At 68.5% G+C, this 21,407-nt stretch carries 20 protein-coding genes; 7 read left to right on the forward strand and 13 right to left on the reverse strand.

The genetic code is table 11. The annotated features are described in order from the left end of the window. The first annotated feature begins 31 nt into the window (after window positions 1-31). The gene (locus tag AL072_RS29470) at window positions 32-1,357 is read left to right on the forward strand and encodes a TolC family outer membrane protein (protein WP_045585047.1); all 1,326 of its coding nucleotides are present in this window, start codon (window positions 32-34) and stop codon (window positions 1,355-1,357) included. Window positions 1,358-1,418: 61 nt separating this feature from the next. Here AL072_RS29470 and AL072_RS29475 read toward each other — a convergent pair whose 3' ends face one another. The 3 genes from AL072_RS29475 to AL072_RS29485 all read right to left on the reverse strand — a co-directional run bounded on the left by AL072_RS29475 (window position 1,419) and on the right by AL072_RS29485 (window position 5,603). Then, a complete protein-coding gene (locus AL072_RS29475; protein WP_052710344.1) occupies window positions 1,419-2,564 on the reverse strand; it encodes a hypothetical protein in 1,146 nt (381 codons plus the stop codon). Window positions 2,565-2,595: 31 nt separating this feature from the next. Next, a complete protein-coding gene (locus AL072_RS29480; protein WP_045585048.1) occupies window positions 2,596-3,708 on the reverse strand; it encodes a ferritin-like domain-containing protein in 1,113 nt (370 codons plus the stop codon). A 62-nt stretch (window positions 3,709-3,770) separates the two neighbouring features. Further along, complete coding sequence (locus AL072_RS29485) at window positions 3,771-5,603, reverse strand: hypothetical protein (RefSeq protein ID WP_045585049.1); 1,833 nt, start codon at window positions 5,601-5,603, stop codon at window positions 3,771-3,773. A gap of 333 nt (window positions 5,604-5,936) precedes the next feature. Here AL072_RS29485 and AL072_RS29490 point away from each other — a divergent pair, with 333 nt between their 5' ends. From AL072_RS29490 to AL072_RS29505, 4 genes are all read left to right on the forward strand, one after another. Beyond that, complete coding sequence (locus tag AL072_RS29490; RefSeq protein ID WP_082109274.1) at window positions 5,937-7,193, forward strand: 3-dehydroquinate synthase; 1,257 nt, start codon at window positions 5,937-5,939, stop codon at window positions 7,191-7,193. 16 nt (window positions 7,194-7,209) lie between these two features. Next, window positions 7,210-8,388 carry a metabolite traffic protein EboE gene (gene eboE, locus AL072_RS29495; RefSeq protein WP_045585050.1) on the forward strand — a complete coding sequence of 393 codons (1,179 nt, stop codon included), beginning with the start codon at window positions 7,210-7,212 and terminating at the stop codon, window positions 8,386-8,388. After that, window positions 8,364-9,263 carry a UbiA family prenyltransferase gene (locus tag AL072_RS29500; RefSeq protein WP_045585051.1) on the forward strand — a complete coding sequence of 300 codons (900 nt, stop codon included), beginning with the start codon at window positions 8,364-8,366 and terminating at the stop codon, window positions 9,261-9,263. Before eboE ends, AL072_RS29500 begins: the two co-directional genes overlap by 25 nt. Window positions 9,264-9,455: 192 nt before the next feature. After that, window positions 9,456-10,184: a hypothetical protein gene (locus tag AL072_RS29505; protein ID WP_045585052.1), complete on the forward strand. Its 729-nt coding sequence runs from the start codon at window positions 9,456-9,458 to the stop codon at window positions 10,182-10,184. 24 nt (window positions 10,185-10,208) lie between these two features. On the opposite strand, the gene AL072_RS29510 is transcribed toward AL072_RS29505, so the two are convergent. Both AL072_RS29510 and AL072_RS29515 read right to left on the reverse strand, forming a co-directional pair. Further along, window positions 10,209-10,859, reverse strand: a complete 651-nt coding sequence (locus tag AL072_RS29510) for a response regulator transcription factor (protein ID WP_045585053.1) — start codon at window positions 10,857-10,859, stop codon at window positions 10,209-10,211. Between the two features lie 180 nt (window positions 10,860-11,039). Then, window positions 11,040-12,083 carry an OmpA family protein gene (locus tag AL072_RS29515; RefSeq protein WP_045585054.1) on the reverse strand — a complete coding sequence of 348 codons (1,044 nt, stop codon included), beginning with the start codon at window positions 12,081-12,083 and terminating at the stop codon, window positions 11,040-11,042. 236 nt (window positions 12,084-12,319) lie between these two features. On the opposite strand from AL072_RS29515, the gene AL072_RS29520 reads away from it, so the two are divergent. Next, window positions 12,320-13,399, forward strand: coding sequence for an MBL fold metallo-hydrolase (locus AL072_RS29520; RefSeq protein ID WP_045585055.1), 1,080 nt, complete (start codon window positions 12,320-12,322; stop codon window positions 13,397-13,399). Here AL072_RS29520 and AL072_RS29525 read toward each other — a convergent pair. Beyond that, window positions 13,386-13,595: a hypothetical protein gene (locus AL072_RS29525; RefSeq protein ID WP_045585056.1), complete on the reverse strand. Its 210-nt coding sequence runs from the start codon at window positions 13,593-13,595 to the stop codon at window positions 13,386-13,388. The two genes, AL072_RS29520 and AL072_RS29525, sit on opposite strands and share 14 nt — an antisense overlap. A gap of 331 nt (window positions 13,596-13,926) precedes the next feature. Between AL072_RS29525 and AL072_RS29530 the strand changes: the two genes are divergently transcribed. Continuing rightward, window positions 13,927-14,205, forward strand: a complete 279-nt coding sequence (locus tag AL072_RS29530; RefSeq protein ID WP_045585057.1) for a hypothetical protein — start codon at window positions 13,927-13,929, stop codon at window positions 14,203-14,205. Window positions 14,206-14,301: 96 nt separating this feature from the next. Here the strand turns inward: AL072_RS29530 and AL072_RS29535 are convergent, their stop codons facing one another. The 7 genes from AL072_RS29535 to AL072_RS29565 all read right to left on the reverse strand — a co-directional run bounded on the left by AL072_RS29535 (window position 14,302) and on the right by AL072_RS29565 (window position 21,133). Further along, the gene (locus AL072_RS29535; protein ID WP_045585058.1) at window positions 14,302-15,402 is read right to left on the reverse strand and encodes a branched-chain amino acid ABC transporter substrate-binding protein; all 1,101 of its coding nucleotides are present in this window, start codon (window positions 15,400-15,402) and stop codon (window positions 14,302-14,304) included. Between the two features lie 172 nt (window positions 15,403-15,574). Further along, the gene (locus AL072_RS29540; RefSeq protein ID WP_045585059.1) at window positions 15,575-15,934 is read right to left on the reverse strand and encodes a DUF6867 family protein; all 360 of its coding nucleotides are present in this window, start codon (window positions 15,932-15,934) and stop codon (window positions 15,575-15,577) included. A 1-nt stretch (window position 15,935) separates the two neighbouring features. Then, window positions 15,936-16,646 (reverse strand): ABC transporter ATP-binding protein, encoded by a 711-nt coding sequence (locus tag AL072_RS29545; RefSeq protein ID WP_045583517.1) that lies wholly within the window; start codon window positions 16,644-16,646, stop codon window positions 15,936-15,938. A gap of 3 nt (window positions 16,647-16,649) precedes the next feature. Beyond that, entirely contained in the window at window positions 16,650-17,573 is a 924-nt protein-coding gene (locus tag AL072_RS29550) for an ABC transporter ATP-binding protein (RefSeq protein WP_045583516.1), read from the reverse strand. After that, on the reverse strand, window positions 17,570-19,063 hold the full coding sequence (gene livM, locus AL072_RS29555) for a high-affinity branched-chain amino acid ABC transporter permease LivM (RefSeq protein WP_045585060.1): 1,494 nt from the start codon (window positions 19,061-19,063) through the stop codon (window positions 17,570-17,572). The genes AL072_RS29550 and livM overlap by 4 nt, the downstream gene beginning before the upstream one ends. 4 nt (window positions 19,064-19,067) lie before the next feature. Continuing rightward, window positions 19,068-19,973 (reverse strand): ABC transporter permease subunit, encoded by a 906-nt coding sequence (locus AL072_RS29560; RefSeq protein ID WP_045585061.1) that lies wholly within the window; start codon window positions 19,971-19,973, stop codon window positions 19,068-19,070. Window positions 19,974-20,371: 398 nt separating this feature from the next. Beyond that, window positions 20,372-21,133 carry a hypothetical protein gene (locus AL072_RS29565; RefSeq protein ID WP_063840390.1) on the reverse strand — a complete coding sequence of 254 codons (762 nt, stop codon included), beginning with the start codon at window positions 21,131-21,133 and terminating at the stop codon, window positions 20,372-20,374. Window positions 21,134-21,407 lie beyond the last annotated feature (274 nt).

Consider the following 21,407-nt stretch of genomic DNA (forward strand, 5'->3'; position numbering starts at 1 on the left):
CGGGCGCTGTTGTGGGAGGCTTTGCGATACGATGATTCCGGAAACTTGGCGGGCTTGCGGCAGCGCGTTCGCGGCTGGGCTGGCGCTGTTACTGGCGGCGGCACCGGCCGGGGCGATGACCCTGCAGGAGGCGCTGTCGCGCGCCCAGGCGACGAATCCGACGTTGGCGGCGGAGCAGGCCCGCCTGCGCGCAGTGGACGAGCAGATCCCGCAGGCGATGTCCGGCTACCGGCCGACGGTCACCGCCACGCTGGGAATCAGCCGCGACCTGACCGACACGCGCTATGAAGGCATCGGCAGCGAGCGGACGGAGACCAATGCCAAGAGCGCATCGGTCACTGCCAGCCAGCCGCTCTTCGATGCGACCGTAGCCTCGGCCGTGCGCCGGGCCGAACGGCTGGTCGAGGCGGAACGCGCCACCCTGCTGGCGACCGAACAGACCGTGCTGCTGAACGCCGCGACCGCCTATCTCGACGTGGTGAAGAACCAGGAACTGGTGGCACTCAACACCGCCAACGTGGCGCTGCTGCAACGGCAGTTGAAGGCGGCGCAGGATCGCGCCCGGGTCGGCGAATATACCCGCACCGACGTCGCCCAGGCCGACTCCCGGCTGGCCCAGGCGGTGGCGTCGCGGCTGGCGGCGGACGGCACGCTGGAGACGGCGCGCGCCGGCTTCGTCCGCATCGTCGGCAGCCTGCCGGGAACACTGGCGGCGCCCAAGCCGGCCTTCCGCCTGCCCAAGACACTGGAGGAGGCATCGGCGCTGGCCCGCGCCAACAACCCGTCGGTCCTCAGCGCCGCCTATGCGGAGGACGCCCAGCGCCACTATATCGACCGGCAGTTCGGCCAGATGCTGCCCTCCGCCAGCCTGTCGGCCAGCGGATCGCGAAGCTGGGATCCCGGCCGCGACGACGGCATCGACTACACCCGCACCGACAGCCTGACCGCGCGCGTGCAGGTGACAGCCCCGCTCTATCAGGCCGGCCTGCCGGAGTCCCAGGTTCGTGAAGCGAAGCAGACGGCCGGACAGTACCACATGCAGACCCGCGAGCAGGGCAATCAGAGCGTCGAGAGCGCCGTCACCGCCTGGGCGGCGCTGGAAGCGGCGCGGGCCAACATCCACTCCTACCGCGACCAGATCAAGGCGGCCCAGACCGCGCTCGACGGCCTGCGGGAAGAGGCCAAGGTCGGCAGCCGCACCCTGCTGGACGTGCTGGACCAGGAACAGGAACTGCTGACCAGCCGGGTCAATCTGGTCGGCGCCCAGCGCGACGAAACGGTCGCCGCCTTCCAGCTGCTCGCCGCCTGCGGACAGCTGTCGGCGGAGCGGCTGGGGCTGGAAAAGCGGGCGCACTGAGGGGAAAGGTCGAGGGGGCGACCGGAACCCCACCGCCCCCTCCATCGTCCCTTCCCCCGGCTTACTTCACCGGAATGCCGCCCCAGGTGCCGGACACCGGCGCGACCGCCGTGGCGGCCTCGGCCGCCGGAGCCGGCGACTGGAGCGCAGCGCTGGCCGGCGGATTCTCGGCCGGGCGGTTGAACAGCTCGCAGTTCGGGATCTCGCCGACGCACATCTTGCCGATCAGATCCCAGCTCTTCGCCGGATCCGGGCGGACCTGGGCGAAGTTGGCGAAATTCTGGCTGACGATCGGCGCGTCGGGCAGCGGCGCCGCCTGCTTCGGCACGCCGGAGAAATAGAAGGACTGCGGCTTGCGGTAGGGCTCGGTCGAGGCGCCTTCCGACGGCACCGGCTTGCCGGGCTTGTCCGGGGCGACGTTCGGCGGATGGCGGTACGGCTCGTCGGTCAGCCCTTCGGTGTCCGGCACCGCCTTGGCGTTGAAGGCATAGCCGAACAGGATGCCGCCGTTGGCGGTCTGGTCCGGGCTGACGCCGGTCTGGGCCGGGCCGCCATTGGTGCCGACCCAGATCGAATAGCCCTGGATCTGATAGTTCAGCCGGGCGCTGTCGCCGCTGCTGTAGGGCAGATGCTTGATGAAGTCGCGCCGCGGCGGGTGGTTCAGCGGCGAGAAGCTGCAGCAGGGCGGCATGCCCGCCGGCCGGTCCTGCTCATAGGTCAGGAAGAAGGCGCGGTCGCCGAGCGAGACGAAGGAACAGGTGAACTGGTTGCTGCCGGGGAAGATCGGCAGGCAGCGCTTCTCGTAATGCTCCATCATCGCGCCCTTGCCCATCGGGCCGGCGACGGTGCTGTCGTAATAGGTCGAGCCGTAGGAGACCTCGTAATCCTCGCCTTCCTTCAGCGGGGCCGGCGGCTTGCCGTCATAGGGCGGCGGCGCTTCCACATATTTGTTGAAGACCCGGTACATCGTCCAGTTGGTCGACCAGAAGGCCGGGAACAGCGGGTCGGACGGCTCGCCGGCATTGCGCGGGACGACGCAGCCCTTCCACGGGCAATTGCTGACCCAGGACGGGTTGTGGACGCCGAAGGTGGCGTAGATGTTGCCGAAATCGCGGGCCTGGGCGGCCCCGGACAGGGCGGTCAGCCCCAGGACGGCCGCCCCCATGGCGATGGCACCGGCCGTGATGGTGCGGAGGAATCCGGTCATGTCAATGATCCTTGGTGCGTCGGAAATACCGTCAGGGGATGTATTGCCAGGTCGGCGCGGCGCACTTGCCGGTCCCGTCGTTCAGCGGCGTCTGCATCAGGCTCTTCGCCTGGATCTTCAGGTCGAACATCAGCGCGACGGCGTCGTTGATCTTGTCGGGATTGCCGTTGAAGGACTGGTGCAGCGCCTTCAGCAGGTTCGAGTAATAGGTGTTGAAGGATTGCGACTGGATCGCCGCCGCCGAGCCGGGCGGATAATCCTCCTGCTTGGGGTCGTCGGGAATGTCGGCGACGCCGGTCGGGTCGAAGGGGATGGTCTCGTCGGTGAAGACCCAGTCGTCCCCCTGCTTGGCGATCTTGCGGCCCTTGTAGATCTCGTAATAGGTGTAGTAATGGGCCATGTCGCCGGTGTCGTCCTCGGTCGGGGCGGTCGGCGTGCCTTCGCCTTCGACGATGATGCGCTCGATGGCGGCCTGGGCGTCGGCAAGGCACAGGATCGGCTTGATGCCGAACATGCCGTAGACCTGCCCGTCCGGCTTGCCGGAGAAGACGCCATCGCCCAGAGCGGTCAGCGCCTTGGCGATGTCCTCGTAGAACTCGCCGATGGTGCGGTAATTGTCCTGGATGTCGGAGGCCGCCTTCAGCAGCCCGGTGTCCTTGATGTCGACCGGATCGGCCGGCTCCTCGATCACCATGAAGCAATTCTTGATCTGGTCCTTGGAGAAGGGACGCAGATGCACGATGAACTGCGGCTGGCCGGGCTGGGTGCCGATCTCCTTCGGCAGGCCGCCGGGATAGGTCGGAACGAATTTCGGGTCGTCGATCGCCGGATGGCCGCCGACGGCGACCAGGATGTTGGCGGCCTGGCAGAAATGCTCCATCTCCTGCATCGCAACGCCGATGATCATGTTGGCGATGACGCCGTTCTTCGCATCGTCCAGCGAATAGGCGGCCTGGAGATAGACCGGCAGGGTGGCGTGTTCCAGCTCGACCGCGAGCTGGAGATTGTAGCGGATATCCTCGATCGTGGTCGGCCGCTTGGCCCTCACGAACAGGGTTTTCAGGGCTGACTTGGCGATGTCGGTCGCCTTGGTGCCGGCGGCCGGCACCGCGACGGCCTCCGCCTGGCTGGCGTCGGTGGTCATGGCATGAGCTCCATCGAGCGGATTCGGGCTGGGTCGGGCGGATTGCGGGAAGGGCCGGTCCGTCACTTGCGCAGGAAGGGCGGCCTGATCGGCTTGGTGGCCAGCCAGCTCAGCGCCTCCTGCACCTCCGGCGAGACCGCCGTCGACCGCGGCGGCTTGGGCGCCGTCACCTCGCCGCGGACCGGGTCGGCCGCCCATTTCAGGACCGCCTCGCGCTTGGCCGGCGACAGGTCGCGCACGACCGGCATGTAGTTGGGATCCTCGACCGGCAGCGACATGGCGACCTGCAGCGAATAGAGATGCTTGCGGACGCTGTCATAGTCGGACATGTCCAGCACCGGCAGCATCACCGGGTACAGGTTGGCGTACTGGAACAGGATCGGCTCGATGTCCTGTTCCCAGGTCGGCTTCTCCGGTACCGCGTAGGGGCTCCACAGCAGGACGCTGATGAAGTCGAAGGGGTCGTAGTAGGACAGCGGCGTGGCATCGGCGAAGGCCGGGCGGACGCCGTAGACCTGCCCGTCGATGTCGTCGGCCTTGCGCGGCTCGCCGGGATCGCCGCCGGTCAGCACCAGCTCAGCCTTGCCGGCCGCGTCGGTGGTCAGCGTGTCGGGGAAGGTCAGCGCCGCTTCCGGCACCCCGACAGCCGGCGAGCCGCCATAGCCCGACAGCCCGCTCGGATCGAGCGCCACCGCGATCTCGGCGCCCTCCAGCGGCTTGCCGAATTTGGTCGCCCACAGCGTGACCGGCGTGCTGTCGCCCGGGCTCATGCGGAAGACGAACTCGTCGGCCTTCACCACCCGGCCATCGGGCGACTCCTGGCCGAGGATCGTGTTCAGCGTCGGCGAATAGACCGCCAGCGGGTTGGAGCCGACGGCGGCGAGCTGGTCGCCGGTCAGCGCGATGTCGACGATGCCGGCGGTGGTCTCGTACCACTCGTTGCCCGGCGCCACGTCCGCCAGCTTGACGAAGCCCTGCGCACCGCCGAAATAGCCGACCTGCAACGGCTGGTCGACCATCGCCCCGCGCCATTCGCGGAACGGAATGGAGTTGCCCAGGTCGACGCTCAGCCGGCCGGCCGCCTCGTCCACCGCGGCGGTGGCGTAGTAGAAGGGCACCGGGCTGCCGGCATTGCCGTCGCTGGTGACCGGCTGGATGCGGCGGCCGAGCGTGAAGAAGCGAGGCTCGTCCTTGCGGGCGACGCCGATGCTGCCGGTCAGCACGCCGGTGGTGAAGTCGGGCGGGTTGGGCAGATAACGGATGTGGTCCGGCGGATTGACGCCGTAGCCCGCATTGTAGCCGGTGACGTTGAACTTGATCGACAGCAGCCCGTCGGCAGCCGCCTCCTTCAGCGCGGTCAGGAAGGCGGAGGCGGAAACGTCGCCCCATGCCAGATCCTTCAGCACCGACTGGAAGCTGGCGCCGAAATAGGCCGGCGGGTGCGGCGGGTGCTCGAAAGCCTTGCCGGGTGACCAGTTGCGCGCCCACAGGTCGGTGAAGGACGCGACGTCGAAATCGCCGCGCAGCAGTTCCAGCCCGTTGACGCCGGTCAGCCGCACCAGCAGACCCCAGATCGCCGAGACCATCTGCTGGTCGGTATCGAGATCGACCATCTTGGCCGGCGGCCGGTCGTCGGCATCGGTCACCGCCAGACCGAGCACCGGGTCAGCCGCCACCGGCCGACCGTCCGCGGTCACCGCGCCGGTGACCTTGCAGTCCGTCAGCCGCCACACGCCGGTGCCGTAGGGGTTCCAGTAGCCGATCTTCCAGCCGGCGTAATCCTCCGCCGTATAGCGCTTGTCGTCCTTGTACGCATAGTCGTGGTTGTTCACCGTCGAGACGTCGGCGATGAACTTTCCCGTAAAGGTCAGCCGAGGCCCGGTCAGATAGGACATGCGGACATTCCTCCATGCCGGCGCACAAGAGCGCCGCTCGTGAATCAATTCGTCACAGTCATTACAGGATAGAAACCGAGTATACGCATCTGTTCGCTGTCACATTTCTCATGTGACATACGCAGATATTCATTCTTTCATTGCCACACGCCTGCGTCTTCCTGACGCCGCGTGAGCAATAGTCTGTATCAAAGACATCGTGACTTGAACAGATCTATTGCGACCACAAGGATGCGTCGCTAGCTTTCGTCATCGTATAAAGCGTATTTCTGAATCGCACATCGCGAAGATGGACTGTACGCGCACCCCACGGCAAGGCGGAGCAACACGCAGATGCCCATTCCGACCACGCACCCGGCGGACGCCACCACCCGGACCGACGGCTTGCCCGACACCATCCGGATCCACCGCCAGCGCTTCACCGTCGCCTTCGACTATGCCGTCGTCTTCACCCGCGACGCCTTCGATCCGGCGAACGGCGCGCTTGCGGCGGCAATGGGGGCGGCAATGGGGGCCGCAACGGAGGCCGCCATCCAGGACGGCACGCCGCGGCCGCGCTGCGTCGCCTTCGTCGATCTCGGGGTGCTGTCCGGCCATCCCGGCCTGCCCGCCGCGATCTCCGCCCATTTCGCCGGGCGCGGCGACCTGCCCATGCTGGTGCGCGAGCCGGTCGTACTGCCGGGGGGCGAGGCGGTGAAGAACGATCCGGCGCTGATCGGGCAGATGCATGACGTCATCCTCGGCGCCGGCATCGACCGCCATTCCTATGTGGTCGCGGTCGGCGGCGGCGCCTTCCTCGACGCGGTCGGGCTCGCCGCCTCGACCGCGCATCGCGGGGTGCGGCTGGTGCGGGTGCCGACGACGGTGCTGGCGCAGAACGATTCGGGCGTCGGGGTGAAGAGCGCGATCAACCGCAACGGCGCCAAGAACCAGATCGGCACCTTCGCCCCGCCCTGGGCGGTGGTCAACGATTCGGCCTTCCTCGACACGCTGCCGCCGCGCGACCGGCTGGCCGGCATGGCCGAGGCGGTCAAGGTGGCGCTGATCCGCGACGGTGCCTTCTTCGAATGGCTGGAGCGCTCGGCCGACGCGCTCGCCCTGTTCGAGATCCCGGCGGTCGAGCACCTGATCCGCCGCTGCGCCGAGCTGCACATGCGCCAGATCGCCGAAGGCGGCGACCCGTTCGAGCAGGGCAGCGCCCGCCCGCTCGATTTCGGCCACTGGTCGGCCCACAAGCTCGAGACCATCACCCGCAACCTTCTGCGCCACGGCGAGGCGGTGGCGATCGGCATCGCGCTCGACACCCGCTATTCGGTGCTGGCCGGCCTGCTGCCGGAGGGTGAGGATCTGCGCGTCGCGGTGCTGCTGGAGCATCTGGGCTTCCGCCTGTGGCATCCGGCCCTGGCGCGGCGCCGCGAAGACGGCCGGCCGCTGGTGCTGGCCGGGCTGGAGGAGTTCCGCGAGCATCTCGGCGGCCGGCTGACCATCACCCTGCTGGCCGGCATCGGCCGCGGCGTCGAGGTGAACGCGATGGACCCGGCGCTGGTCGAGCGGGCCATCGGCTGGCTCGCCCTGCGGGAGCAAAGCTGATGCGGGAACAGGGCTGATGCGGTTGCCGGACGGCCGCGGGACGCTCGGCTACTGCCTGAACGTCCACCCGACCCAGACGCTGGCGGAGGTGCGCGCCGCCCTGCTGGGGCCGGTGCGGACCATCGCGCGCCGGCTTTGCCCGGCGGAGCCCTTCGCGGTCGGGCTGCGCCTGTCGGCGGAGGCGGCGGCCCGGCCGGACGCCGCGACGGAGCTGGCGGCGATCTTCGCCGGCGAGGGCTTCGCCGCCTACACCATGAACGGCTTCCCCTATGGACCCTTCCACGGCGTGCCGGTGAAGGAGGCGGTCTATGAACCGGACTGGACCACGCCGGACCGGCTGGCCTACACGTTGGACCTCGCCCGCATCATGGCGACGCTGGTGCCGCCGAAGAAGACTGCGACCATCAGCACCGTGCCCGGCGGCTTCGCGCCGCGGACGCGCGGCCGGGAAGCCGCGGTGGCCGACGGGCTGCTCCGTGCCGCCGCCGGGCTGGTCCGGCTGGAGCGGGAAACCGGCCGCCGCGTCGCGCTGGCGCTGGAGCCGGAGCCCTTCTGCCTGCTGGAGACCACCGCCGATGCCGTCGCCTTCTTCGGCGGCCATCTGTTCACCCCGGCGGCGGCGGGACGGCTGGCGGAGCTGACCGGGCTCGATCCGGACGACGCGGCTGCCGCCCTGCCGCGCCATCTCGGCCTCTGCCTCGACGCCTGCCACATGGCGGTGATGTTCGAGGAACCGGAGGCGACGCTTTCCGCCCTGGACACCGCCGGCATCCCGATCCACAAGATGCAGATCAGCGCCGCCCTGCGCATCGCGCGGCTGGACGCCGATGCCCGGCGGCGGGCGGCGGCCTTCCATGACGGCGTCTATCTGCACCAGACCATGGCGCGGAGGGCCGACGGTACGGTGCTGCGCGCGCTCGACCTGCCGCAGGCGCTGGAGCGCGGCACGGCGGCGGACGGCGAGGAATGGCGCATCCATGTCCATGTGCCGCTGTTTGCCGAACCGGCCCCGCCGCTGGCCTCCACCGCCGATTCGCTGGAGCGGCTGCTGTTGCTCCATCGCAACCGGCCCTTCACCTCCCATTTGGAGGTGGAGACCTACACTTGGTCGGTCCTGCCGCCGGAGCTGGGCGGCATCGACGTCACCGCGGGAATCGAGAAGGAATTGCGATGGGTGCTTCAACGGCTTGGCTGATCCGGCCGCGGGCGGCGCTGGTGCTGGGGCGGGTGTCCAACCTGCCGACGGTGGTCAGCGACGCGCTGGCCGGGCTGACGCTGGCGGGGGTCGGCATGTCGGGCGGGCCGCTGCTGGCGCCGCTGCTGGAAGCCTCCCTGGCTCTGGCGCTGTTCTATGTCGGCGGCATGTATCTGAACGACGCCTTCGACGCCGCCATCGATGCGCAGGAGCGGCCCAACCGGCCGATCCCGCGCGGCGACGCGTCCCGCATCGCCGTGTTCGTCGCCGGCTTCCTGCTGCTGGCGCTCGGGCTGGCGCTGGCGGCGCGCAGCGGGGCGGCCGGTGCGCTGAACGGGGCGGCGCTGGCGGCGGCGATCCTGATCTACGATGTGGTGCACAAGCGGACGGCGCTGGCCCCGGCGATCATGGGGGCCTGCCGCTTCTTCGCCTATTCCACCGCCGCCGCCATCGCCGGTGCATCGGCCGGGCCGGCGCTGGTGCTGGGGGCCGCCGGGCTGTTCGCCCATGTCGTCGGCCTGACCTATGCCGCCAGGCAGGAGGCCTACGACCGTCTGGACCGCGCCTGGCCGCTGGCGGTGCTCGCCCTGCCGCTGCTCGGCACGCTGGCCGCCACCTTGTGGCTGCGCGGCGGCGACCTTGCCGGGCTGCTGCTGTGGCTGGCGCTGCTGGGCGCCATGGCGGTTGCGCTGTTCCGCCTGTTCCGCCGCTCGCCGGGCGACGTGCCGAAGGCGGTGGGGCTGCTGATCGCCGCCATCGCGCTCTATGACGCGGTGCTGGTCGCCGCGGCCGGCGGTGCCGGCTGGGCGGTGCTGCTGGCCGCCCTGTGCTTCCCGGCGACGCTCGCCCTGCAACGGGTGGTGCCGGGAACCTGATGCCTCCCCCCGTCGGGGCCATGATGGGAAATTCCTGCCGCCATCACCGGGAACGGCAGGGCCAAAGCTGCCGCCCGGCAAGTCTGCCCCAGCTGTAAAGCCTTTACTCACCAAAGGGTTGCCTTTGGCCCGCATCCTGCAATCCCCTCGATCGCCATTCCTTCCAGGGAAGCGGAACGAGGGGAACGCACCATGGTCAGCCTGTCCAGTTACGCCGATGTCGGCGGCATGGCCCAGAGCCTGCAGCAGTCGATCGACGCCGCGGTCAAGCGCGTCCAGCAGCAGGCGGCCGGCGGGACCAGCGGCGGTGCGGCCGGCAAGGTCCAGGAATACGAGCAGTCGGTCAACAAGTCGGCGCTGAACGCCGCCCCCTTCGCGACCAACATCGGCACGCTGGTCAAGGATACCAGCCGGCTGAACGTCTTCAGCTCGCTGGCGGCCAACGACCCGGCCGACTTTTACAAATTCTCGGTCACCAGTTCCGGCGCGGCGACGCTGGGAACCGTGGGCGACGCCGGGGTGCGGGTGCAGTTGATGGATCGCGGCGGCAAGGTGCTGGCCGACAGCAACAAGGATTCCGGCGCCACCTATGACGCCTTCCAGAAGCTGAAGTCCGGCCAGATGACGCTGGACAAGGGCGACTACACGCTGCGCATCGCCCGCGAGAAGGACGTGCCGGTCAAGGACGCCAAGAGCTACGGCGTCCAACTGCGCATGGGCAATTACAGCAAGGACTACGACACCATCGCCAAGCAGCCGGCCAAGGGCGACAACCCCTTCGGCAACAATGCCAAGCTGCAGGGGCTGGCCTCGATCCTGGGCGCCGGCAGCAGCAGTTCCAACCCGGCCTCAATGCTGCTGGGCGCATCGACCAGCGACTATTACGCCGGCCGCGGCTCGCTGCTGAACGCACTGCTGTAGGCGGCCCGCCTCACACCAGCCATCTCACGCCAGCCGGTCGCGCCCCGATTCCTTGACCAGCAGGACCGCCTGGGTACGGCTGCCGACGCCCAGCGCCTTCAGCACGCCAGTGACATGGGTCTTCACCGTGGACAGGTTCAGCCCCAGCCGCTCGCCGATCTCCTGGTTCGACAGGCCCTGGGCCAGCAGGTCCAGCACCTCCAGCTGACGGCGGGTCAGCCCGTCGAACAGGCCGGGCACGCCGTTGCGCGCCGCCGTACCGGCCGCGGCCGGTGCCCCCGGCATTCCCAGCACCGGCGGCACATAGGATCCGCCAGCCATCACCAGCCGCAGGATGTTCACCACCAGCACGTCGTCGGTCGATTTCGGGATGAAGGCGCGCACGCCGCGCGACAGCACCGCGCGCATCTCGTCCGGCGAGTCGATCATCGAGAAGATGGCGACCGGCACCGGCGCCACGCGCCTGACCAGCGCCTCGACATCGTCCAGCCCGCCGAGCCCGGGCATCCGCAGATCCATGACGATCAGGTCGAACGCGGTCCCCTCATCGAGAATGGCGTTCAATTGACCGAAGCTGGTGGCCGCCACCACCGTGGCCTGCTCGTCCAGTTCACCCACCAGATGGGTCAAGCCGCTGCGGACGATGGAATGATCGTCGGCGATCAGAACCTGCATGTAACGTCTCGAACCGAAGATGCGCGCTGCACCGTCATACGCTGACGCAACGGTCAACGCTACCTCCTTCGCACGCCGACGCACGGCAATCGCAAGGAGGGGTGCCGGAAAGGGTCGAAAGGGTGGGTGTCGACACTTCCCGACCGTCCCTTTCCGGGTCCGCTGCCCGGACGTTACTGATCAGGAGACCCTGATCAGGATTTGGGCGCGGCGGTTCGACGGCTCGCGCACGTTCGGGCCGGTCGGGACCATCAGCTGGCTCTCGCCCACCCCGTCGATCGAGATCATCCCGGCCGGCGTGCCGCGCGCGACCAGCGCCTGGCGCACCGCCTCGGCCCGACGCATCGACAGGCGCTGGTTGTAGGACGGCGAACCGGAAGTGTCGGTATGGCCGATCACCTGGATGCGGACGGCTCGGACCCGCCCGGCGGCGTCGGCCGCATCGCCGATGATCCTGTCGGAGGTCGGCGTGATCGTCGCCTTGTCCCAGTCGAAGAACACCTGATACTCGCTCTGCGGCTGGGCCGCGGCCGGCGGGGCGGCAGGAACCGGGGCGGCGACCGGCGTGACGCGCGCAGGCCCGCCGAAGCTGTAGCGCAGACCGGCCAGGATGGTGTGGTTGCGGTACTCGCCCTTCGACGTCACCGGACCCAGCTCGAACTCCGGATCGACGGTGGCGAAATAGCGATAGTCGAGCGTCAGCGCGACAGTGTCGGTGACGTCGTAGGATGCGCCGACGATCCCCTGATAGGCGAAGACCCAGTCGCGGTCGCTCGCGCCGTTCAGCGTCTGCTTCACCCCCGCCACGCCCGCGCCGACGCCGATATAGGGCGTGATCGGCAGCCCGAGATTGAAGTCGTACAGCAGGTTGCCCATGAAGGCGACCGAGCTCGTCTTGCCGCCCAGCCCGTTCAGCGCCGGCGTGGCGCTGCTGGTGCCGTCGACGCCGTTGCGCCAGCGCCAGGCGGCCTCCAGTTCGGCCCGCAGGCCCATCGCGGAGGCGTAGCCGATCGACAGGTCGCCGATGCCGCCGATCTTGAACTCCTCCTTCAGGCCCAGCCCCGGCGCCGGATAGCTGCTGAGGTCGGCATCCTCGGTCCAGTTCACGCCGGCACCCGCGCCGACATAGAAGCCTTCCGGGGCGGCGGACGCCGCGCTCGAAAGGGCCAGGGAGGGAACGGCGACGGCCAGCGCCGTGCCCAGCAGAATCCCACGCATCGTCATGGTCTTGTTTCCCATCGTTGATGGCGTTTGATGGCGTCGACGGATCGGCGGCGGATCGGGACTGCCCCGGACTGCGGTGAAAGGCGTGACAGACCGGGCTTCGGCTCCGACTATGGAATCCGCCGGCGGCGCTTCCAATCCCAGCCCGGCAAGGCCATCTTTTCTGTTGCAGAATTGCCGCAACGCACCAGCTTACGCTTTCCCTTACGATAACAATGGCTTGGACAGATCCCACGATGCCTTCTACCCCGGACGATGAGACCGACTACCTCCCTTGCGCCACCCCGGATCCCGGCCGCTGGCAGGAGGTGGCGCCCGGCGTGCTGTGGATCCGGCTGTCGCTGCCCTTCCAGCTCGACCACATCAATGTGTGGGCGCTCGACGGCGGCGCGGCCGGCTGGACGCTGGTCGATTGCGGGCTGGGCGATCCGCGCACGCGCGCCGCTTGGGAGCTCCTGTTGCGCGATGCGCTGGGCGGGCGTCCGGTGGAACGGGTCGTCGTCACCCATTTCCACCCCGACCATATCGGCGCAGCCGGCTGGCTGGTGGAGCGGACCGGGGCGTCCTTCGCCGCCTCGCTGACCGAATGGCTGTTCGCCCGGACGCTGTCGGCGGGCAGCGACGCGGCCACCGACGCGGCGGTCGAGCGCTTCTACCGCCGCAGCGGGCTGGAGCCGGAGGCGCTGGCCGCCGTGCTCGGCCGCAAGGGAGCCTATGGCCGTGGCGTGCCGAGCGTCCCGGCAACGCTCACCCGGCTGCGGGTCGGCGACCGGCTGCCGGTGGGGGACCGGCTGTGGACGGTGATTGGCGGCAGCGGCCACACGGCAGAGCCGGTCAGCCTCCACCGCCAAGCCGACGCGGCCGGCCCCGGCCTGCTGATTTCCGGCGATCAGATCCTGCCGCGCATCAGCCCCAACATCAGCGCCTGGCCGACCGAGCCGGAGGCCGACCCGCTCGCCGACTATCTCGCCAGCCTTGCCGGCTGGTCCGCCCTGCCGGCGGAGACGCTGGTGCTGCCCTCCCATGGCCGGCCCTTCCGCGGCCTGCATGCCCGCGCAGGGGAACTGGCCCGCCACCATGCGGAGCGGCTGGCCGAGATCGAGGCGCTGTGCGCCACGCCGCAGACCGCGGCGGCAGTGACGCGGGCACTGTTCCCGAGGCCGCTCGACACCCACCAGACGGTCTTCGCCCTGGGCGAAGCGGTGGCGCACCTCAACCATCTGATCGCCAAGGGGCGGCTGGAACGGCGGGCCGCCGGGCCGGGCGTCGACCTCTACCGCCGGGTCGACGACACGGCGGCCGTCACTGCTCGGTAACGATCTCGAACTGCTGCGGATCAAGCAGGGTCGACACCGACAGGGTCTTCAGCGTCTTCGGGTCGTCGGTCCGCTTCATCTGGGCGTGCTGGGTGCCCATGCCGTCCTTGCGGATGGCGATCACCTCCCAATAGCCGCCGCTGGGGGACAGCTTGCGGTAAATCTGTCCCTCGACCACCTCGCGCTTCCTGCGCATTTTCCGTTCTCCAAAACCCGTCCCGAACCGGCGGCCGTCACGGCCGCCGCGAAGGGCGCCATTGAAGCACAAAACACCCCGGCCGTGGCGAGTGTCCGTTCGGTGACCCTTCGCGGACGCCGCTGCGGCCCCGGACCCCATCGGATGCTTATTGAAGCATCCGATGGGGTCCGGTCTTTTGATTTTTCGTGCGATTCACGCTCCGGACGATTCCGTTTGAACCGATCGCGCTCTATCGCAGCGCAACACGACCGGGGCACTCCGCATGCGTCTTTGCTGCAGTGCGGTTTCGGGCTGGAACAAAGATCGCGGCTGTGGGTTCATAGGGGTCATGAACACCGATCTCGACGTGCTTGCCTTCGCGACCCGCCTGGTTGATGAACTGGGTGAAACCGCGATCCGCATGAGCCGCGTTCGTCTTGTCGAACTCACGGCTGCCAATCAAATCCGCGCCGCCGCCTTCTGGCGGGAGGTGATGCAGATCTCCCAACGGCTGCTGGACGAGCAGTCGGGCCGGCGGCTCTGCCCGGGAGGCGGTCCAGGCCCATCCCCGGCGACCCTTGCGGCGGCGCAACCGACAGTATCCCATGTTCCCCGGCCGATTCCCTGATCCGGCGACGCCGCGAAACCGGTGTCCTGCAGTCCCCAACGCAAAAGGGCCGGCACGTGGTGCCGACCCCTTCCGCGCAACGCTGATGCGTGTCGCTTACTTCACTTCGGCATACTGGCCGTTGTGCCACTTGTACCAGACATAGGCCGGGCTGGTGACGTCGCCCTTGGCGTCGAAACCGATCTTGCCGATGACGGTCTCGTAGCTGCCCTTGCGCAGAACCTCGGAGACCTTGGCGGCGTCCGTCGACTTCGCCTGCTTCACCGCCTCGGCCCAGATCTGGAGCGCGGCGTAGGTGTACAGGGTGTAGCCTTCCGGCTCGTAGCCGGCCTTGCGGAACTTCTCCACCACGGCCTTGGCGTCGGCCTTCTCGCGCGGATCCGGGCCGAAGGTCATCATGGTGTCCTCGCCGGCATCGCCGGTGATGGCCCAGTACTCGTTGGTCACCAGCGCGTCACCCGACACGATGGGGGCCTTCAGGCCCTGGTCCTTCATCTGGCGGGCCAGCAGGCCGGCCTCGGTGTGGTAGCCACCGACATAGACGGCGTCGACGTTCGCTTGCTTCAGCTTCGACACCAGGGCGGAATAGTCCTTCTCACCGGCCGTATAGGCTTCGTAGATGGCTTCCTTCTGGCCGCCGGCATTCAGCGCCTTCTGCGTCTCGTCGGCCAGACCCTTACCGTAGGCCGACTTGTCGTGCAGGATGGCGACGTTCTTGCCCTTGTACTTCTCCAGCAGATACTTGCCGGCGATCATGCCCTGCTGGTCGTCACGGCCGCAGACGCGGAAGACGTTCTTCAGGCCCTGCTCGGTCAGCTTCGGGTTGGTCGAGGCCGGGGAGATCTGCAGCATGCCTTCCTCGGCATAGACCTGGCTCGCCGGAATCGACGAGCCCGAGCAGAAGTGGCCGGCCACGAACTTCACACCGGCCTTGGCCAGCTGGTTGGCGACGGCGACGGCCTGCTTGGGATCGCAGGCGTCGTCGCCGACTTCCAGCTTCAGCTTCTGGCCCAGGACACCGCCGGCGGCATTGATGTCCGCGACAGCCTGCTCCATGCCCTTCTTCATCTGCTCGCCGAAGGTGGCGTACTGGCCGGTGATCGGGCCGGCGGTGGCCACCGCGATGTCGGCCTTGGCGGCCGTGGCGGAGAGCGCGGTCGCCGCGATGGCGGCGAGAAGGGACAGTTTGAATTTCATGGGTGTGCTTGCTCCCTGTTCTATGAGTGGTCCCTGTTGCAACATACCCCCGGCCCTTGCGGGCCTTGCCGCCGGGTCCCCTCCGGCGGTTTCCAGAATACCATACCCCAAGTGGCGCGGCGTGCGACAGTTTCGCGGGCACCAATCAGCCGTACGGTCTATTCCCAATGACTCAGTTTCCGGACTCCGCGCCCGTGCGCTCCCTCCAGGCGAAGGGCCCGGCGGGCTCATACAACCATGGATACTGGTTGACCATGCGCCGGGCGATGGCGATGCGGTGTGCGGTCAGCGTGATCAGCCCGATCACCAGCGTATGGACGATGAAGCCCCATGGTGCCAGCAGCTGCTCGCCGAACAGGCCCCAGGCCAGGAAACGGTCGCCCGCCCCCAGCAGCAGCGAATAGGCAAGCACGCTCGACACCGGCTTCCAGCCCTCCGCCAGCGTCTGGCCGGTCAGCACCCCGCAGCCGCCGAACACCAGCACCGTCAGGAACACGAACACCGGAACCGATGACCCCAGGATCGTCTCCATCTCAATGCCCCCCTTCCAGATAGGCGGCGCGCACCTCCGGGTCGGCCAGAAGCTGCGCCCCCGTCCCCGTCATCGTGATCTTCCCCGTCACCATCACATAGGCCCGGTGCGCCAGCTTCAGCGCGTGGAACGCGTTCTGCTCCACCATGAACACCGTCATCTTCTGCTCCCGGTTGATCTCCTTGATCACCTGGAAGATCTGCTTCACGATCAGCGGCGCCAGACCCAGGCTCGGCTCGTCCAGCAGCAGAAGCCGCGGCTGGCTCATCAGCGCCCGCCCGATCGCCAGCATCTGCTGCTCGCCGCCCGACATCGTGCCGGCCCGCTGGTTGATCCGCTCCTTCAGACGCGGGAACAGCGTCAGAACCCGCTCAAGCTCGCGCTCGAAACTGCCGGGCTGGGCCACGATCGAGCCCATCTGCAGATTCTCCAGCACCGTCATCCGCGGGAAGATGCGCCGCCCCTCCGGGCTTTGCGCGATGCCGCGCCGCACGATCTCGTGGGTGGGCAGGTCGGTGATGTCCTCGCCCTCGAAGAACACCCGGCCCTGGCGTGCCCGCGGGCTGCCGCAGATCGTCATCAGCAGCGTCGACTTGCCGGCCCCGTTGGCCCCGATCAGCGACACGATCTCGCCGGCGCCGATCTCGATGTCGATCCCCTTCAGCGCCTCGATCGCGCCGTAGAAGGTGTGCACGCCCGATACCTTCAGCATGGCTCAGGCTCCCTTCTGCGCGCTGGTCTGGCCCGCGGTGGGCGGCAGGTGCAGGTCGGCCGCCACCTCCGGCGGCAACGCCTCGTCCTCGTCCTCGCCCAGATAGGCGCGGATCACCGCAGGGTCGTTCTTCACATGCTCCGGATCGCCGTCGGAAATCTTCCGGCCATAATCCAGAACCACAACATGGTCGGAAATCCGCATCACCACGCTCATGTCATGCTCGATCAGCAGAACGCCGGTCCGGTGCCCCTGCGGCGTGCGGACGTCGCGGATGAAGGTCAGGATCTCGGCCAGCTCCCCCGACTCGCGCGGGTTCAGCCCGGCCGCCGGCTCGTCCAGGCACAAGAGCACCGGCTCGGTGCACATGGCGCGCGCGATCTCCAGACGCCGCTGGGCGCCATAGGGCAGGTTGCCGGCCTCCCAGTCGGCGAACTCGGTCAGCCGCACCCGCTCCAGCCAGTATTTCGCCAGCTCCACCGCCTCATGCTCGGCCCGGCGGTAGGACGGCAGCCCGAGCAGCCCGCCGATGGCGAAGCTCGACGCCCGCATCAGCTTGTTGTGCTGGGCGACGATCAGGTTCTCCAGCACGCTCATCCCGCCGAACAGCCGGATGTTCTGGAAGGTGCGCGCCACCCCCGCCAGTTGGGCGATGCGGTAGCCCGGCATCCGCTCCAGCAGGAACTCCCTGCCTTCCGGGTGGCGCAGGCACAGCCGCCCCACGGTCGGCGTGTAGAAGCCGGTGACGCAGTTGAACAGCGTCGTCTTGCCGGCGCCGTTCGGGCCGATCAGCGCGGTGATCTCGCCCGCCCGCGCCTCGAACGACACGTCGTTGTTCGCCACCAGGCCGCCGAAGCGCATGGTCAGGTGCTCGACCGTCAGCAGGGGGGCCGTCAACAGGGGCTTTTCAGTCATCGCGGCGCTCATTTCGCGGCTCCCGTCGCGGCGGGCGTCTTGCCGCCATGCAGGAGGATGGTCGGGTCGCGGTGGGCCAGCAGGCCGCGCGGACGCCACAGCATGATCACCACCATGCCGGCGCCGAACGCCAGCATGCGGTAGTCGGCCAGCTCGCGGAACGCCTCGGGCAAACCGATCACCAGCAGCGTCGCCACCACGACGCCGATCTGGCTGCCCATGCCGCCCAGCACGACGATGGCCAGGATGATCGCCGACTCGATGAAGGTGAAGCTCTCCGGGCTGATGAAGCCCTGGCGGGTGGCGAAGAAGGAGCCGGCGAAGCCGCCGAACATCGCGGCGATGGCGAAGGCCGCCAGCTTCATGTTGGTGCGGTTGATGCCGAGCGACGCGCAGGCGATGTCGTCCTCGCGCAGCGCCTCCCACGCCCGGCCCAGCGGCAGCTTGCGCACCCGCAGCGTGAAGACGTTGACCACCAGCGCCAGGGCCAGGATCAGGTAATAGAGGAAGACGATGCGGTGCAGCGGCGAGAATTCCAGCCCGAACATCTCGTGGAAGGCGGCCATGCCGTCGGCGGGCGTGCGCGAGAACTCGGCGATGCCGAAGAAGCTCGGCCGCGGGATGCCGGAGATGCCGTTGGGGCCGCCGGTGAACTGGTACCAGTTGACCAGGATGATGCGGATGATCTCGCCGAAGCCCAGCGTGACGATGGCGAAGTAATCGCCGCGCAGCCGCAGGACGGGGAAGCCCAGCAGCACACCCGAGAATGCGGCCAGCACGCCCGCCAGCGGCAGGCAGAGCCAGAAGCTGAGCCCGAAATAATGGGCGAGCAGGGCGTAGGAATAGGCGCCGACGGCGTAGAAGGCGACATAGCCGAGGTCGAGCAGGCCGGCCAGGCCCACCACGATGTTCAGGCCCCAGCCCAGCATGATGTAGGTCAGCAGCAGGATGCCGATGTCCAGCAGCATGCGGTCGGCCAGCGGCGTCATCGGCAGCACGACGGCGATGGCGACGGCGACCGGGCCGATGTAGCGGCTGGCATGCTGGACGCGGGCGGCGACGCGGTCCATGCGGCGGTCGCGGTCGGCCTGGGACAGCTTGGATCGGCCGGTGGCCACCGTCATGGCGGCACGCAGCGCGATCACGCCGCCGCCCAGCACCAGCACCAGCCGCAGCACCTGGGTCGGCATCGGCAGCACCAGCCCGATGCCGGCGCAAAGGACCGCCAGGACCAGCACCGGCAGCGCCATGCCCTGGCGGATCAGCCCGAGCCCGAGCCGGCCGAGGAAGACCAGGAGCAGCGAGGCGACGACCTCCTCCGGCCGGGCCTCGATGCCCAGCCCGGTGGGGCGGTCGACGGTGCGCAGGCCCACCAGCGGCACGGTGAGCAGAAGTGCGACGAAGGCGGCGAGCGCGGCGTCCTTGATGGTGGCGGCCCAGTCGACGCCGCGGGCCGGCGCCCCGGCCTTGGACGGCGAGAGGGTGTTGGAGGGGGAGGTCATGGGCTTACACCTTCTCGATCTCGGGCCGGCCGAGCAGGCCGGTCGGGCGGAAGATCAGGACGAGGACGAGGATGGAGAAGGTGGCGACGTCCTTCCATTCGGAGCCGACGTAACCGGACCAGAAGGCTTCGATCAGGCCGATGACCACGCCGCCGAGCATGGCGCCGGGCAGCGACCCGACCCCGCCGAGCACGGCGGCGGTGAAGCTCTTCACGCCGGCGAGGAAGCCGATGTAGAAGTCGATGACGCCGTAGATCAGCAGCACCATCATGCCGGCGACGGCGGCGAGCGCGGCGCCCATGACGAAGGTCAGCGAGATGACGCGGTCGACATTGACGCCGAGCAGCCCCGCCATCTTCTTGTCCTGTTCGCAGGCCCTCTGGGCGCGGCCCAGCGAGGTGCGGTTGATCAGGATGGTGAAGCCGACCATCAGGACGAGGGTGATGACGATGGTTGCAAGCCGGACGTAGCTGACCGAGACGGCACCGTCCATCAGGGTGAGGTTGCCGGGCAGGATGGGCTGCAGCGGCTTGGAGCGGGCGCCCTGGAGGATCTGGATGTAATTCTGCAGGAAGATCGACATGCCGATCGCCGAGATCAGCGGCGCCAGCCGGGGCGAGGAGCGCAGCGGCCGGTAGGCGATGCGCTCGACCGTCCAGCCATAGACGCTGGTGAACAGCATCGAGGCCACCAGCATGATCAGCAGCGCCAGCGGCACCCAGGTGATGCCGAGCGCCCCGATCGCCAGGAAGGTGATCAGCGCCACGAAGGCACCGATCATGTAGATCTCGCCATGGGCGAAGTTGATCATCCCGATGATGCCGTACACCATCGTGTAGCCGATCGCGATCAGGCCGTAGATCGCCCCGAGCGACAGGCCGTTGATCAATTGCTGGAGAAAATAGTCCATGTCGTCATCCCACCTTCAGCGCGGCGCAAAGGCAGGGTGCGGCGGCACGGGCACACTCGGCACACCGGTCTCGCAACAGCAGCCCCCTGTCTGGTGCGGCCCGTCCATTCACCAAACGGAATGCCGTATCATCCGGAGTTCCGTCTATCGGTCTGACGGACCATGATTTTTCCTGTTCGGAGGCAGCGTTGCCGCACCGGCTTGGCCGTTCGGCGAGCGCCCCTTCCGACCTTTTCGGTAGTACCAGCCTGACGGATTTTTGCAAGACAGATTTGTGTTGCCCGCATGCGTGACGCATCCGGGGGAGCTCGCGAAATGCGAAACGCCCCGCCCGGCAGCTGCCGGACGGGGCGTTTGTTGCGGACGGCGCGACCGTAACAGCGGACGGGACGTCCGTGTCAGCGGACGACGACAGACTGCTTGGCCGGGACGGCGGCGACCTTCTGCTTCGGCTTGGCCGGAGCGGCGGCCTTGACCGGCTTCGCCTTGGCGGTAGCGGCCTTGGCCGGAGCCGGAGCAGCCGAGGCGACGGCGTAATTGGTGTCCGGACCGCTGACCACCTTGACGTCGCACAGCGGGCGGCTGGCCAGATGCATCAGGCCGGCGCTCTTCTCGTCCGAGGTCAGGGTGCGCAGATCGTCGGCGGTCAGATCCTTGGCGGCGGCCGAGCGGTCGACGAAATTGGCGCAATATTGCGGAATGCCGATGGTGGCGGCACGGCGGCTGACCTCGTTCGCCAGTTCGGTGCGGAACATGTCGAACTGGCGGGTGGCGTTGCCGCCGCCCGACCGCTTGTAGAAGGCGATCAGCGACGCTTCCGAACTGGACAGCAGGGCGCGGTTCTTGATCGAGAAATCCTGGTAGAGGTCGAACGGCTTCTTGTCAGGCACCACCGTGCGGCAGGTCAGGCCGACCACCATCATCTCGGTGTGCAGGCGCATCAGCTGCTCGGCCGCATGCTCGCTGCGATTGTAGCAGGCGGGGGTGGCCGGGCCGCTGGCCGGCCGCGCCTTCGCGGCAGCCGTCTTCGCCGGCGGCTTCGCGGCCTCCTTGGCCGCGGCGGCACCGGCGGGCACAGGCAAGGCGAGCAGCGCGCCGAGGACGGCGGCGCCGGTCAGGGCTTTCAGGGACAGGCGAAGGGCAGCGCGCTGGCGACTCATCAGGGGCTCCGGTGGCGCGGTACGACAGGACGGGGTCGGGCAGGAAACGGCGCCGCCCGACCGTCGCGACCTTCTACCCGAACACCGGGGCCGGTCAATGGGATTTGCCCGCCGCTCGCGATTTGTCCCCCGACCGCGGCGGAGTCGCCACGCACCGGCGCGGCGGCGCCCCTGTCAAGCTGTTCGTCCGGGGAAGGAGCGATGATACCAACGGTCATTGATGATGACCGCCGGTGTCCGCGCGGGACGGCGGGGCGGCTGGACGCGGCCGGGG

It is taken from the genome of Azospirillum thiophilum, assembly GCF_001305595.1.
GTDB classification, from domain to species: domain Bacteria; phylum Pseudomonadota; class Alphaproteobacteria; order Azospirillales; family Azospirillaceae; genus Azospirillum; species Azospirillum thiophilum.